Annotated in this window: 14 protein-coding genes; 10 read left to right on the top strand and 4 right to left on the bottom strand. The window is 59.3% G+C overall.

The window, feature by feature from the left end:
* Positions 1-172: 172 nt before the first annotated feature.
* Positions 173-607 (top strand): hypothetical protein, encoded by a 435-nt coding sequence (locus tag E5K00_RS05855; RefSeq protein ID WP_135462316.1) that lies wholly within the window; start codon positions 173-175, stop codon positions 605-607.
* Positions 608-679: 72 nt separating this feature from the next.
* On the opposite strand, the gene E5K00_RS05860 is transcribed toward E5K00_RS05855, so the two are convergent.
* The gene (locus E5K00_RS05860) at positions 680-1,261 is read right to left on the bottom strand and encodes a DUF3109 family protein (RefSeq protein ID WP_135462317.1); all 582 of its coding nucleotides are present in this window, start codon (positions 1,259-1,261) and stop codon (positions 680-682) included.
* A 145-nt stretch (positions 1,262-1,406) separates the two neighbouring features.
* Between E5K00_RS05860 and E5K00_RS05865 the strand changes: the two genes are divergently transcribed.
* From E5K00_RS05865 to E5K00_RS05905, 9 genes are all read left to right on the top strand, one after another.
* A complete protein-coding gene (locus tag E5K00_RS05865) occupies positions 1,407-3,650 on the top strand; it encodes an ATP-dependent helicase (RefSeq protein ID WP_135462318.1) in 2,244 nt (747 codons plus the stop codon).
* Between the two features lie 89 nt (positions 3,651-3,739).
* Positions 3,740-4,147 carry an endonuclease domain-containing protein gene (locus tag E5K00_RS05870; RefSeq protein ID WP_135462319.1) on the top strand — a complete coding sequence of 136 codons (408 nt, stop codon included), beginning with the start codon at positions 3,740-3,742 and terminating at the stop codon, positions 4,145-4,147.
* Positions 4,148-4,253: 106 nt separating this feature from the next.
* Positions 4,254-4,991, top strand: a complete 738-nt coding sequence (locus tag E5K00_RS05875; protein WP_135462320.1) for a DUF4290 domain-containing protein — start codon at positions 4,254-4,256, stop codon at positions 4,989-4,991.
* A gap of 115 nt (positions 4,992-5,106) precedes the next feature.
* Positions 5,107-6,411 (top strand): UDP-N-acetylglucosamine 1-carboxyvinyltransferase, encoded by a 1,305-nt coding sequence (murA, locus tag E5K00_RS05880; protein ID WP_135462321.1) that lies wholly within the window; start codon positions 5,107-5,109, stop codon positions 6,409-6,411.
* Between the two features lie 142 nt (positions 6,412-6,553).
* Positions 6,554-6,874, top strand: coding sequence for an ArsR/SmtB family transcription factor (locus tag E5K00_RS05885; RefSeq protein ID WP_245328218.1), 321 nt, complete (start codon positions 6,554-6,556; stop codon positions 6,872-6,874).
* A 67-nt stretch (positions 6,875-6,941) separates the two neighbouring features.
* On the top strand, positions 6,942-7,757 hold the full coding sequence (locus tag E5K00_RS05890) for a sulfite exporter TauE/SafE family protein (protein ID WP_135462322.1): 816 nt from the start codon (positions 6,942-6,944) through the stop codon (positions 7,755-7,757).
* Positions 7,758-7,828: 71 nt separating this feature from the next.
* Positions 7,829-9,184, top strand: a complete 1,356-nt coding sequence (locus E5K00_RS05895; protein ID WP_135462323.1) for an MBL fold metallo-hydrolase — start codon at positions 7,829-7,831, stop codon at positions 9,182-9,184.
* Between the two features lie 90 nt (positions 9,185-9,274).
* Positions 9,275-9,835, top strand: a complete 561-nt coding sequence (locus E5K00_RS05900; protein ID WP_135462324.1) for a YeeE/YedE family protein — start codon at positions 9,275-9,277, stop codon at positions 9,833-9,835.
* A 10-nt stretch (positions 9,836-9,845) separates the two neighbouring features.
* Positions 9,846-10,256 carry a DUF6691 family protein gene (locus E5K00_RS05905; RefSeq protein WP_135462325.1) on the top strand — a complete coding sequence of 137 codons (411 nt, stop codon included), beginning with the start codon at positions 9,846-9,848 and terminating at the stop codon, positions 10,254-10,256.
* 188 nt (positions 10,257-10,444) lie between these two features.
* Here E5K00_RS05905 and E5K00_RS05910 read toward each other — a convergent pair whose 3' ends face one another.
* From E5K00_RS05910 to E5K00_RS05920, 3 genes are all read right to left on the bottom strand, one after another.
* Positions 10,445-10,780, bottom strand: coding sequence for a phage holin family protein (locus tag E5K00_RS05910; RefSeq protein WP_135462326.1), 336 nt, complete (start codon positions 10,778-10,780; stop codon positions 10,445-10,447).
* 91 nt (positions 10,781-10,871) lie between these two features.
* Entirely contained in the window at positions 10,872-11,966 is a 1,095-nt protein-coding gene (locus E5K00_RS05915; protein WP_135462327.1) for an agmatinase family protein, read from the bottom strand.
* Between the two features lie 136 nt (positions 11,967-12,102).
* Positions 12,103-12,741: a chemotaxis protein CheC gene (locus tag E5K00_RS05920; RefSeq protein ID WP_245328219.1), complete on the bottom strand. Its 639-nt coding sequence runs from the start codon at positions 12,739-12,741 to the stop codon at positions 12,103-12,105.
* Positions 12,742-12,745: the final 4 nt, after the last annotated feature.

The raw sequence follows: 12,745 nt of genomic DNA on the forward strand, positions 1-12,745 counted from the left end.
GCCCGACTACTGCTAGTCGGGCCTTTTTGTGTTACTCCATCTGCCGGCCACTGCCTATCCATACCTTTTGCAGCCGTTGCAGAACTTTACCAGTGTGCAGATGCCTCAATTCGTTGTATAAAGAAACAAGGGTTTAATACGTCAGCTTGTACCTTCAGCTTTTCTGCGTTCTATGCCTACCCCAATTGATGATTTGTCCCGACGCCAGCTTCGGCGGGATGAATTGCTAAAAATCCTAGTGCTTCTGCTCGGCACCCTCTTTTTCGCTGTTTGGTTTAAACCTGAATATCTGCTGTTTGCTGAGCCAGTACACACGCCTGCCCGTATTTTGAAGGTGACTGATTTTTCTGTTGACTATGAATTCTACGACTCGTTGGCAGACCAGACGCTCACTTTTCGGCACGACCTCTCTCCCCAACAAGCTGAACACTTGCGCACCTACCCAAGGTTAGAGGTAGTTTACGCTGCCTCCAATTCCGATATTTTGGTCGTTCCATCCCTGAAACGTCCTTTGCCAGTATGGTTGTTCGCCTCTGTCCACCTAGCGTGCGTTATTGCCTTATCACTAAGCATCCGTGACTGGTGGCGGTTACGCAGAACACGGTAATAAGTAATGCCAATCCAAGCACGCCCCCACCAAAAAAGACCGACTTCCCAGTCGGCCTTTTCCTTTTCCTACTTACCCGTTCACCGGCGGGCTGTTGGTTTCGATTTCGGTGACCAGTTCCTCATACCATTCCTCGCCGTACTTGCGCACCAGGGGCTCCTTCAGAAACTGATAGATGCGCACGCCGAGCGTGGCACCAAACGAGCAGGCCGTGTTGCAGATGTTCCACCGGTCGTAGTTCAGGGCCTCGAAGTCCTCGTACTTGGTGATGCGAATCGGGTAAAGGTGGCAGCTGATGGGCTTTTTGAACGTAGTGGCCCCGGCCAGGTAGGCCTGCTCGATGCCGCACTTGAGGATGCCCCGCTCGTCGTAGAGGGCGTAGGCGCACTCCCGGTCGTTGATGGTGGTGGTGCTGTGGTCGCCCTCCCAGTCCTTGATGTAGAGGCCCTGCTGCTCGATGGCCTGCTGCCCGGCCTCGGTAATAAAGGGCTTGATCTTGTCGTACTCCTGCTCCAGAATCTGGAGCTCGTGGGCCTCCAAAGGGGCGCCCAGGTCGCCTTCCACGCAGCAGGCGCCCTTGCAGGCTTCCAGGTTGCAGACAAAGAAATTGTCGCGCACGTCGTCGGAGATGACCGTATTCTGAATGATAATCATGGAATTGCAAAGAAGCGAACTGCAAAGATACACCCGGCGTTGAGAAGCAGTTCAAACCCGAACTGAAACTATAGTTGGAAGGCTGCAACTCCGCAGGCAAAGCCCTACCTTTGCCCCTTAGCCGAGGCGCTGATTTACTTGACGAATGGCATTAGATTACAACAAACTCCTGAACCCCTCCCAGGCCGCCGCGGTCCTGCAAATCGACGGCCCCTGCATGATTATTGCCGGCGCCGGCTCGGGCAAAACCCGGGTGCTGACCTACCGCATTGCCAACCTGCTGGAGCAGGGCGTCGACCCGTTCAACATCCTGGCTTTGACCTTTACCAACAAGGCCGCCAAGGAAATGCGGGCCCGGATTGAGAAGGTAGTAGGCCCCGAGGCCAAGAACGTCTGGATGGGCACCTTCCACTCGGTGTTTGCCAAAATCCTGCGCTCCGAGGCCGACAAAATCGGCTTCCCGCGCCACTTCACCATCTACGACACCCAGGACTCGAAGACGCTGATTACCCAGATCGTCAAGGAAATGGACCTGGACGACAAGCTCTACAAGCCCAATATGGTGCTGGGCCGGATTTCGGCGGCCAAGAACAAGCTGATTTCGGTGCAGCAGTACCTCAACGACCCGGTGATTCGCCAGGACGACGACGCGGCGCTGCGGCCCAAAATCGGGGCCATCTACCAGCAGTACCACGCCCGCTGCTTCAAGGCCGGCGCCATGGACTTCGACGACCTGCTCTTCAACACGAACGTCTTGTTCAAGGACCACCCCGACGTGCTGAACAAGTACCAGAACATCTTCAAGTACGTGATGGTCGACGAGTATCAGGACACGAACTATTCGCAGTACCTGATTACGCGGAAGCTGGCGGCCAAGGAGCGGAATATCTGCGTGGTGGGCGACGATGCCCAGAGTATCTACGCCTTCCGCGGGGCCGACATCACCAATATTCTCAACTTCGAGAAGGACTACCCCGAATTGCAGGTGTTTAAGCTGGAGCAGAACTACCGCTCCACCAAGAACATCGTGAAGGCCGCCAACTCGGTCATCAAGAACAACAAGGCCCAGCTGCGCAAGGACGTATTCTCGGAAAACGAGGAAGGCACCCTGATTGAGGTTATCAAGGCCGCCTCCGACAACGAAGAAGGCAAGCTGGTGGCCAACAGCATCTACGAGGACAAGATGAACCAGCATCTGTCGTATGATGACTTTGCCATCCTGTACCGCACCAACGCCCAGAGCCGGGCCATGGAAGAGGCCCTGCGCAAGCTCAACATCAAGTATAAGATTGTTGGCGGCCTCTCCTTCTACCAGCGCAAGGAAATCAAAGACCTGGTGGCCTACCTACGCCTGACGGTGAACCACAACGACGAGCAGGCGCTGCGCCGGGTTATCAACTACCCCAAGCGCGGCATCGGCGACACGACCATCAGCAAGCTGATCAACACGGCCGAAGCCAGCAACCACTCGCTCTGGGAAGTCGTCAGCAACGCCAATTCCTTCCTGACGGCCCGCATTGCCAACCCGATTGAGAGCTTCGCCGAGCAGATCAAGAGCTACGCGGTGCTGGCCGGCAAGGAAGACGCCTTCGAGGCGGCTAAGTTCATTGCCAAGAACTCGGGCATGATTGAGGAGCTCTACGCCGATAAAAGCATCGAGGGCCTGAGCCGCTACGAGAACATCCAGGAACTCCTGAACGGGGTAAAAGCCTACACCGAAGACCCCGAGCGCGAAGACAAGAGCCTGGCTTCCTTCCTGCAAGACATTGCCCTGGTAACCGACGCCGACACCAAGGACGCCAAGGACGAGGGCGAATCGGTGACGATGATGACCATTCACTCGGCCAAGGGCCTGGAGTTCCGCAACGTCTACATCGTGGGCATGGAGGAAAACCTGTTCCCGAGCCAGATGATGATTACCTCCCGGGCCGATTTGGAGGAGGAGCGCCGCCTGTTCTACGTGGCCATTACCCGGGCCGAGAAGAAGCTCACGCTCAGCTACGCCACCTCGCGCTACCAGTGGGGCAACCTGCGCAGCTGCGAGAAAAGCCGCTTCCTGGACGAAATTGACCCCCAGTTCGTCGATTTCAAGTTTTCCTCCGCCGGCCCCGGCGAGTCGCCGTTCGGCCACGTGGTGGAGCGCCGCTCGAACCTAATTCCGCCCGCCCCGCGTAAGATGGTGGCCAAGGGCTACACCCCACCGGCCGATTTCCAGCCCTCCGACACGAGCAACCTGCAAACCGGGCAGCGCGTGGAGCACCCCAAGTTCGGCTTCGGCAAAGTTACCAAGCTGGAAGTGCAGCAGGGCTCGACCAAGGCCATCATCGACTTCGAAGAAGTTGGGGAGAAGACGTTATTGCTGAGTTTTGCGAAATTGCGGGTGCATTGACCTCACCCCCGGCCCCTCTCCTTGGGGAGAGGGGAGCCTGACAAATTCATGTAATTTTCGAAGTCGGCTGATTTTCAGCATCTTTCTTCATGAATGATGAAGAGAAAACCGAATCGGGGCACCGACACGCATTTACTACGGATGCGCAACGGTGGCTTACGCACCTGAAAGATTTCAGCCGGGATAATCGTAAGCAGCCGACGGAAGCTGAAAACCACCTGTGGCAGTTGCTGCGCGGCGGTACCTTGAATGGCCTTCGTTTTCGCCGACAGCACGCCATTGGTCAGTTTATCGTAGATTTCGTTTGTCTAAAGGCTTGGCTGATTGTGGAGGCAGATGGCGAAATTCATAACGAAGCAAGTCAGGCTGAGTATGATACCGGACGCACTTACGGACTACAACAGCTAGGCTTCACGGTCATACGATTCACCAACCACCAGATTCTGCATCAATCTCAGCAGGTTCTGAACACCATTCAACAACACCTCCCGGCCTGAATCACGTTTTCAGGTTGTTAACCAAAAAATCGTTGCCGTCGTCAGGCTCCCCCTCTCCCCAAGGAGAGGGGGCCGGGGGGTGAGGTTTCGACTTAGCTTTTTCCTAATGGCATTACCGTCCCCTTTTAAACACGAACTGCTGCTGCGCGAATACGGCCAGAGCACCTACGAGCTGATTCAGCAGCTGCGCACCATCGAAGACCGGGAGGAGCGCACCAAGCGCGCCCAGCAGATCGTGCAGCTCATTTTCCGCCTCAACCCCAGCCTGCGCGAGCAGCCCGACGCCCAGCCGAAAGTGTGGAACCACATCTTCGAAATGACCGACGGCGAACTGGACGTGGACAGCCCCTACCCCCTGCACGCCCTCGACATTCTGGCCAAGCAGCCCCAGCGCGTGGCTTACCCCAGCAAGTCGCCCAAGCTCAAACCCTACGGCCGCAGCGTAGAGGTGATGATTGAGCAGGCCCTGGCCCTGGAAGACGCCGCTGAGCGCGAGCAGGCCACCATTGCCATCGGCCGCACCATGAAGTTCCTGTACCGCTCCTATAGCAAGGAAAACGCCAAGGACGTAACTATCCTCAAGCACCTGAAGGAGCTGTCGGGCGGCAAGCTGGAGCTGGACCCCGCCCAGGTGGACGCCCAGAACCTGTTCGAGTTTGCCACCACGCCGGGTGGCTCGGGCCGGCCCGCGCCCTTTATCGTACCCCAGCCCCGGGCCGAACGGTCGGAACGCGGCGACCGGGGCGACCGGGAAGGACGCCGCGGCGGCAACAACAACCGCCGCGACAAGCAGCGGCGCGGCGGCAAAAAAAGCCGTCAGGAACCCCAGCAGCCCCCCCAGTAGGTTTCTAGTTGTTAGTTGTCCGTTGTTAGGTTGAAAAAGACCTAACAACAAACAACTAACAACTAAAAGCAGGGACCGAACAACTGACAACGAACAACGAACAACTAGCTAGTACATGGCTTCATTTGAAGTAATCGGCGGCCATCCGCTGAAGGGTGAAATCGTGCCCCAGGGCGCTAAAAACGAAGCCCTCCAAATCCTGTGCGCGGTGCTGCTCACTTCCGAGCCCGTTACCATCAGCAATATTCCCGACATCCGCGACGTGAATAAGCTCATCGAGCTGCTGCGCGACATGGGCGTCAAGGTCGGCAAGCTGGCCTCCGACACCTACCGTTTCCAGGCCGACGCGGTAAATCTGGACTACCTCGACTCCGAGCAGTTTATTGCCCAGGGCCGGGCCCTGCGCGGCTCCGTGATGATTCTGGGCCCCATGCTGACCCGCTTCGGCAAGTGCCAGCTGCCCAAGCCCGGCGGCGACAAAATCGGCCGGCGGCCGATGGATACCCACTTCCTGGGCCTGGAAAAGCTGGGCGGCAAGCTCACCCTGGAAGGCACGGATTTCTACCGCATCAAGGCCGAAAATGGCCTGCACGGCACCTACATGCTGCTCGATGAAGCCTCGGTAACCGGTACGGCCAACATCGTCATGGCCGCCGTGCTGGCCGAAGGCACCACCACGATTTACAACGCCGCCTGCGAGCCGTACTTGCAGCAGCTCTGCAAAATGCTGGTGCGCATGGGCGCCAAAATCAACGGCATCGGCTCCAACCTGCTCACCATCGAAGGCGTGGAAAGCCTGGGCGGCACCGAGCACCGTATGCTGCCCGACATGATTGAAATCGGCTCCTTCATCGGCCTGGCCGCCATGACGGGCTCCGAAATCACCATCAAGGACTGCCAGGTGCCCGAGCTGGGCATCATTCCCGACACCTTCCGCAAGCTGGGCATTCAGCTCGAAGTGCGCGGCGACGATATTTTCGTGCCGGCCCAGGACCACTACGAAATTGCCACCTACCTCGACGGCAGCATCCTGACCGTGTCGGACCACACCTGGCCCGGCCTGACGCCCGACTTGCTGAGCATCGTGCTGGTGGTGGCCATTCAGGCCAAGGGCACCGTGCTGATTCACCAGAAGATGTTTGAGTCGCGCCTGTTCTTCGTCGATAAGCTCATCGACATGGGAGCCCAGATTACGCTCTGCGACCCGCACCGCGCCATCGTCATCGGCCTCGACAAGCGCAACGCCCTGCGCGGCATCAGCATGACTTCGCCCGATATCCGTGCCGGCGTGGCCCTGCTCATTTCGGCCCTGTCGGCCGAGGGCCGCAGCGTCATCGACAACGTGGAGCAGATCGACCGCGGCTACCAGTTCATCGACAAGCGCCTGAACGTCCTCGGCGCCCAGATTCGTCGCCTGTAAGTGTAAGTCCTGAACAGCTTCTTGCCAAAAAGCCCGGCCTGGTACCAAGCCGGGCTTTTTTGGCTTTAAGCCAAACCGGCGGAACCAAACCGGTCAACTCATTTGTATAAATGAACAACTATTCATAAGTTTGCTTCCAGTTATGCCGCTCTCCCCTGCTCCCGACGCTGAACTGAACCTGACCACCGAAAAGATGGAGAAGGTGGCGTTCATTCTCAAGACGACGGCGCACCCCACCCGCATTGCCATTGTGCAGCTGCTGGCCAGCCAGGAAAGCCTGTCCGTATCGGACCTCAGCGAAAAGCTGAACGTGGAGCAGAGTCTGCTCTCCCACCACTTGTCGGGCATGAAGCTCAAAGGCATTCTAAGCTCGCACCGCGAAGGCAAAAACATCTACTACGCCCTGAAAATGCGCGAAGTGGTAGACGTGATTCAGTGCCTGGCCGCGTGCACGTTTCTGTAGAAACGGAGCTTTTTTTGCTTAAACACATGAATAAACAATCATAAATTCATACGTTCACTTGTTTCCGATGCTTCCCACTTTCGGCTACTTCGCGGCCATTTTTATCGGTTTGTCCCTGGGCATCATGGGCGGGGGCGGCTCTATCCTCACCGTGCCGGTGCTGGTGTATCTGATGGGCGTGAGTCCGGTGCTGAGTACCGCTTATTCCCTGTTTGTGGTGGGCTCGACTTCGGTCGTGGGCGCGTCGGGCTACTTCCGCAAGGGGCTGGTGTCGTTGCGCACGGCCGTCGTCTTCCTCATTCCCTCGCTGCTGGCCGTGTTTGCCGTACGCAAGCTGCTGCTGCCCGCCATTCCGCACGAGCTGTTCACCATCGGCCACATCGTCTTTACCAAGGATCTGCTGGTGCTGGTGGCCTTTGCCGTGCTGATGGTAGTGGCCGCGGCCTCAATGATCCGCGGCCGGCAGGCCGAGGAAATACTGGACGAGGAGCTGCACCACGCCCACGCTTTTAACTACCCGCTGATTCTGGGCATTGGCCTGATCGTGGGTACGCTCACGGGCTTCGTGGGCGCGGGTGGCGGCTTTCTGATTATTCCGGCCCTGGTGCTGGGCGCGCGCCTGCCCATGAAGCTAGCCGTGGGCACCTCCCTGGCCATTATTGCGCTGAACTCGCTTATTGGCTTCGCCGGTGATCTGAGCGCGGGCACGCCCATCGCCTGGACGTTTTTACTCGGCTTCCTGGCTTTTGCCCTAGTGGGCATCGTGCTGGGCACTTATCTGGCGCGCTTCATTCCAGGGGCCCGGCTCAAGCCCGCCTTCGGCTGGTTTACCCTGGCCATGGGCACCTTTATTCTGCTGCGCGAGTTGGCTTTCGCCCCTTGAGCAGAGGGCGGCCCACCGAATTTCTCCTACCTATTTTTTCGCTTCCTCTCACCTCCCAACCGCTTTTGGTCATGAAAATCGAACAGTTTGAAGACAAGGGCTTGGCTCATTTCTCCTACGCCATTCTGAGCGAGTGCGCCCGCGCAGTCGTGCTCATCGACCCCGCCCGCGACCCGCAGCCTTACTACGACTACGCCCGGGCAAATGACGCCACCATCGTGAGCGTCATCGAAACGCACCCCCACGCCGACTTTGTGAGCAGCCACCTGGAAATTGCCCGGCACACCGGAGCCACCATCCGCGTGAGCAAGCTGCTGGGGGCCGAATATCCCCACGCGGCCTTCGATGAGGGTCAGTCGTTTACGGTCGGCAAACTCACCTTTCGGGCTCTGAACACGCCCGGTCACTCGCCCGACTCGATCAGCATTGTGCTGAGCCGCGAGGGCCAGGACGTGGCCGTGTTCACCGGCGACACGCTGTTTATTGGCGACGTAGGCCGCCCCGACCTGCGCGAGAAAGCCGGTAACCTGACGGCCACCCGCGAGGAGCTGGCCCGGCAGCTGTATTACTCGCTGCGCGAGAAGCTCATGGTGCTGGCCGGCAACGTGCTGGTGTACCCGGCCCACGGCGCAGGCTCGCTCTGCGGCAAGGCCCTGAGCGGGGCTACCCAGAGCACCATTGCCGACGAGAAATTCGGCAACCCGATGCTGCGCGCGCTGAGCGAAGAGGAATTTGTCTCGGAGCTGCTCGCTGACCAGCCCTTCGTTCCCCAATACTTCGGCTACGACGTGGCCCTGAACAGGACCGGCGCCCCGGCTTACGCCCCGAGCGTGCAGCAGGTGAACCGTCTGGCTTCCGGCACCGCTCTGGCAGCTGGGGCGGTGATTGTTGACACCCGTCCCGAAGCCGAGTTCAAACAGGGCCACGTGGCGGGCGCCATCAACATCCAGCAGGGCGGCAAGTTCGAAACCTGGCTGGGTTCCATCGTGGGCCCGGAAGAGCCGTTCTACCTGCTTGCGGCCGACGAGGCAACGCGGGAAAACCTGATTCAGAAAGCCGCCAAAATCGGCTATGAGGCGCGGGTGCAGGGTGCCCTGATCGGTACGCCCACTCCGACAGCCACGCTGCCCACGCTGGACGTAGCGGCTTTCCGCCAACACCCGGAGCAATACACAATCGTGGACATCCGCAGCGCCGGTGAGCACCGCGACGAACCGATTTTCGCGCCCTCGCTGAGCATTCCGCTACCGGAGCTGCGGGAACGGGCCCGGCAGCTTCCGACCGACAAGCCGGTGGTGGTGCACTGCGCCGGCGGCTACCGCTCGGCGGCGGGTGCCAGCATCGTGGCCGCCGCGCTGCCCGGCACTCCGGTGCTGGATTTGGGCGAAGCCGTAAAATCCTTCCACCCGGCGGCGGTCAGCCACTAGCTTCTCTAATTGGTCCGGCCGTGACTTTCGTTTCGCCGTTACGCTCCTCACGCCGTAGTCTCTTTTTGTATTTCTTACGCTTTCACTCGCATGCTTGATTTTCTTCGCCAGCCCTGGCCCTGGTACGTGGCCGGCCCGCTCATCGGGCTGACGGTACCGGCCCTGCTGCTGCTGGGCAACAAGACCCTGGGCATCAGCTCCTCGTTGCGCCACCTCTGCGCCGCCTGCGTGCCCGCCGGCCTGCCCTTCCTGACGTATAACTGGCGGGCCGAAAGCTGGAACCTGTTTTTCGTGCTGGGCATCGTCATCGGCGGCTTTGTTGGCTACCAGGTGCTGGGCCATCCGGCTACCGTGGCCATTTCGGCCGAAACCGTGCGCGACCTCAAAGCCCAGATGGGGCTGACGGACTTCTCGGGCCTGCTGCCGAACGAGCTGTTTGCTTTGGAGAACCTGGCCAACTGGAAAGGCTGGGTGTTCCTGGTGCTGGGCGGCTTTCTGGTCGGCTTCGGTACGCGCTACGCCGGGGGCTGTACCTCGGGCCACGCCATTGCGGGCCTGTCGAACCTGCAGTGGGTGTCGCTGGTGGCCGTCATTGGCTTCTTCGTGGGTGGCCTGCTGATGACCTGGGTAATTTATCCGTTGCTGTTCTAACCCCTGACCCATGAAAAACCTGAAATACCTGGTGCTGGGCGGACTATTCGGCATTATCCTTACCAAAAGTGAAGTGGTGAGCTGGTGGCGCATTCAGGAAATGTTCCGCTTTCAGAGCTTCCATATGTACGGGGTCATCGGCTCGGCTATTGCCGTTGGCCTGGTTTCCCTCCAGCTCATCAAGCGCAACCGCTTGAAAAGCCTCAATGGCGAGGTTATTACCCTCGCCGACAAGAAGTATACCCACGGCGCGTGGATTGGCGGCATAATTTTCGGTTTGGGCTGGGCCCTCACGGGGGCCTGCCCGGGGCCGATGTTTGCCCAGCTGGGCAGTGGCGTGGCCAGCGCGGCAGTGCTCATTTTGGCCGCGCTGGCCGGCACCTGGACCTACAGCGCCCTGCGCGAAAAGCTTCCGCACTGACTGCCCGGCGCGGCTTTCTCTTCGCGGCTGGCCCGGCAAGAGTTGGCAGCGAAGGCGGGCTACCGGAGCATAATCCTGGCTGGTATAGGCTTCGGTCGGCCCGCAACGGAATAAGCGCCAGCATTCCGAAACCAACAAAAAAGCCCGGTCGTAGAACCGGGCTTTTCTGTGTATGGAATGCTAATCGGTTAGTCGATAACCATATCCACCACCGACGTTACCAACGACAGTGCGACGCTGAAGATCAGGGCCGAAAGGAAGCCGTCGAGCTTGAAGCCGGCCAGCAGCCAGTCGGCCAGCAGCACGATGACGGCGTTGATAACCAGCAGGAACAGACCCAGCGTCAGCACGGTAATGGGAAAGCCCAGAATCTTCAGGATGGGCTTGAGCACCGCGTTGAGGATGGCCAGCACGATGACCAGCAGGATGGCATCGGTGAAGCCGCCCAGGTGCGCTCCGGGCAGGAAACGGGCCAGCACGTAGGTGATGATGGCGGTCAGCAGCAGTTTGAGGATGAAACCCATAGGTCAGCGTGTGGTTGGGGTGAGGAAGGGACTGAAGCTCCACTAGGAACTCACAACCTTACGAAAAAAAGGGCACTCCGTTGACCCGGGCCTACTTTTCCGAAACCTTGGCCTTGATGCGGCCCTGGGAAACGCCCATCCAGTGCGCCATCTGAAACAGCAGCCGCGCCCCCACAATGGCGTTCCACTCGGTGTCGCCGGGCGCTACCTCGTTCAGGTCGCAGCCGATGATTTCCCGGCCCGACTCAACGATGGTGCGAATCAGGTACAGGGCTTCCTCAAACTCCAGGCCGCCGGGCACGGGCGTGCCGGTGCCGGGGCAAAGCTTGGGGTCCAGGCCGTCGATGTCGAAGCTCAGGTAGACTTTGGGCGGCAGCTGGGCAATGATTTTGCCGCAGACCTTCTTCCACGACTTCTTGGCAAACTTCTCGTTCGACAAAAACCGGTTGTGGAACATCACCACGCGTCCGCCCGACTGATCCACCAACTCAGCTTCCTGCTGGCACAAATCCCGGATGCCCACCTGCACCAGCTTCTTGACCTGGGGCAGTTGCAGGGCGTTGTACATAATGGAAGCGTGCGAGTACTGAAAGCCTTCGTAGGCCGGGCGCAGGTCGCAATGGGCGTCGATCTGCAGAATACCAAACTCCTCGTGGCGCTCGGCCAGGGCGTGCATGTAGCCCAGCGGAGTACTATGGTCGCCGCCCAGCAGCACCACGCCCTTGCCGGCATCGAGGTAGGCCCCGGTTTTCTGCTTGAGGTAGTCGAGCAGGGCTTTGCCGCGCTCAGTAACCCGGGCGGGCACGGTGGCAAAGTTCTTGGCCTGGTCGGCCGGCTGCCCGGCTTCGAGCCAGCCGATGTACTCGGCGGCCAGGGTACGCAGGCTGCGGCTTTCCTCGGCTACTTTCTCGTCTTCCTCTTCCATCGCCAGCCCCATGCGCCAGGCTTCCGGAATATCGGGTTCGTAGAGGTCGACTTGCAGGGAGGCTTCGCGGATGGCCTCGGGGCCCTGGGCCGTGCCGCCGCGGTACGAAACGGTTACTTCCCACGGCACGGGCACTACCACCACCTGCGCTTCGTCCACGGTGAAGGGCAATCCGTACAGGCCGCCGGCCGTGTCACCCAAGGCATTGGGGTCGAAGGCGGCGAGTTTTTTTTCCAGGCTTGGAGAGGGAGAGTTAGCCATAAAATGAAAGCTAAAAGTGAAAAGAAGCGGAGCAGCCGGCACTAAAACGCAACTGTCCCACCTGAGGCCGGTAAAGCCTGCTCAGAGTCAGGCTTCGCGCGCATCGGTAGGACAGTCAAGCACGCTTGGGGCGTGTCTAGGCCTTGTTTTCCTGGCCACCCAGGAAGTCGTAGGTCCGGATAATCTCCAGGATTTTCTCGAACGTGTTGCGGTCAAAAAACAGCATCAGTGGCAGCTCCACCGAGTTTTCCTTGTCGGAGAATTGGGTGATAACCGAGAAAATCAGGGGCTGCACCTTGGGCTGGCTTTCCAGCAAGGTGTGCAGCGAGCCGGCAATGTTGCCCTTGGGCGCTTTGGGCGGCGCACCATAGATCTTGGCCTTCAGAATGTTGGCCAGCTGCGTAACCAGCGCCCCGGTGATGATGTTGCTGATTTCCAGCAGCAGCGACTCCTGCATCTCGTCGATGTTGATGGAGTCGGGCACCGACATGCGCAGGCACACCCGCGAGAGGCGCTGCACGTGCTGGCCGGAGAAGAACATCAGCGTGGTGCCGTTGAACTCGCCGCGAATGTCGGATTGGATGATGGCGTGCGTGCCTTCAAACTCGTGCACCTTATCCAGGATGTTGCTCCCGGGCATGATGTCCAGATTCGGAACCTCCAGCAATACCTTTTCCTGCGCGATAACTGCAAAGGAATCGGCCGCGCGGGCCAACCCAATGTTCAGAATCTCGCGGATAATATCACGCTCTAGTTCCGTCATGTGCAAATCCATAGGT

It is taken from the genome of Hymenobacter aquaticus (assembly GCF_004765605.1).
In the GTDB taxonomy this organism is placed as follows: Bacteria; Bacteroidota; Bacteroidia; order Cytophagales; family Hymenobacteraceae; genus Hymenobacter; species Hymenobacter aquaticus.

Excerpts from the sequence above, each read along its gene's own strand:
- E5K00_RS05855 (WP_135462316.1), top strand. The coding sequence starts at position 173 with ATGCCTACCCCAATTGATGATTTGTCCCGACGCCAGCTTCGGCGGGAT.
- E5K00_RS05860 (WP_135462317.1), bottom strand. The coding sequence starts at position 1,261 with ATGATTATCATTCAGAATACGGTCATCTCCGACGACGTGCGCGACAAT.
- E5K00_RS05865 (WP_135462318.1), top strand. The coding sequence starts at position 1,407 with ATGGCATTAGATTACAACAAACTCCTGAACCCCTCCCAGGCCGCCGCG.
- E5K00_RS05870 (WP_135462319.1), top strand. The coding sequence starts at position 3,740 with ATGAATGATGAAGAGAAAACCGAATCGGGGCACCGACACGCATTTACT.
- E5K00_RS05875 (WP_135462320.1), top strand. The coding sequence starts at position 4,254 with ATGGCATTACCGTCCCCTTTTAAACACGAACTGCTGCTGCGCGAATAC.
- murA (WP_135462321.1), top strand. The coding sequence starts at position 5,107 with ATGGCTTCATTTGAAGTAATCGGCGGCCATCCGCTGAAGGGTGAAATC.
- E5K00_RS05885 (WP_245328218.1), top strand. The coding sequence starts at position 6,554 with ATGCCGCTCTCCCCTGCTCCCGACGCTGAACTGAACCTGACCACCGAA.
- E5K00_RS05890 (WP_135462322.1), top strand. The coding sequence starts at position 6,942 with ATGCTTCCCACTTTCGGCTACTTCGCGGCCATTTTTATCGGTTTGTCC.
- E5K00_RS05895 (WP_135462323.1), top strand. The coding sequence starts at position 7,829 with ATGAAAATCGAACAGTTTGAAGACAAGGGCTTGGCTCATTTCTCCTAC.
- E5K00_RS05900 (WP_135462324.1), top strand. The coding sequence starts at position 9,275 with ATGCTTGATTTTCTTCGCCAGCCCTGGCCCTGGTACGTGGCCGGCCCG.
- E5K00_RS05905 (WP_135462325.1), top strand. The coding sequence starts at position 9,846 with ATGAAAAACCTGAAATACCTGGTGCTGGGCGGACTATTCGGCATTATC.
- E5K00_RS05910 (WP_135462326.1), bottom strand. The coding sequence starts at position 10,780 with ATGGGTTTCATCCTCAAACTGCTGCTGACCGCCATCATCACCTACGTG.
- E5K00_RS05915 (WP_135462327.1), bottom strand. The coding sequence starts at position 11,966 with ATGGCTAACTCTCCCTCTCCAAGCCTGGAAAAAAAACTCGCCGCCTTC.
- E5K00_RS05920 (WP_245328219.1), bottom strand. The coding sequence starts at position 12,741 with ATGGATTTGCACATGACGGAACTAGAGCGTGATATTATCCGCGAGATT.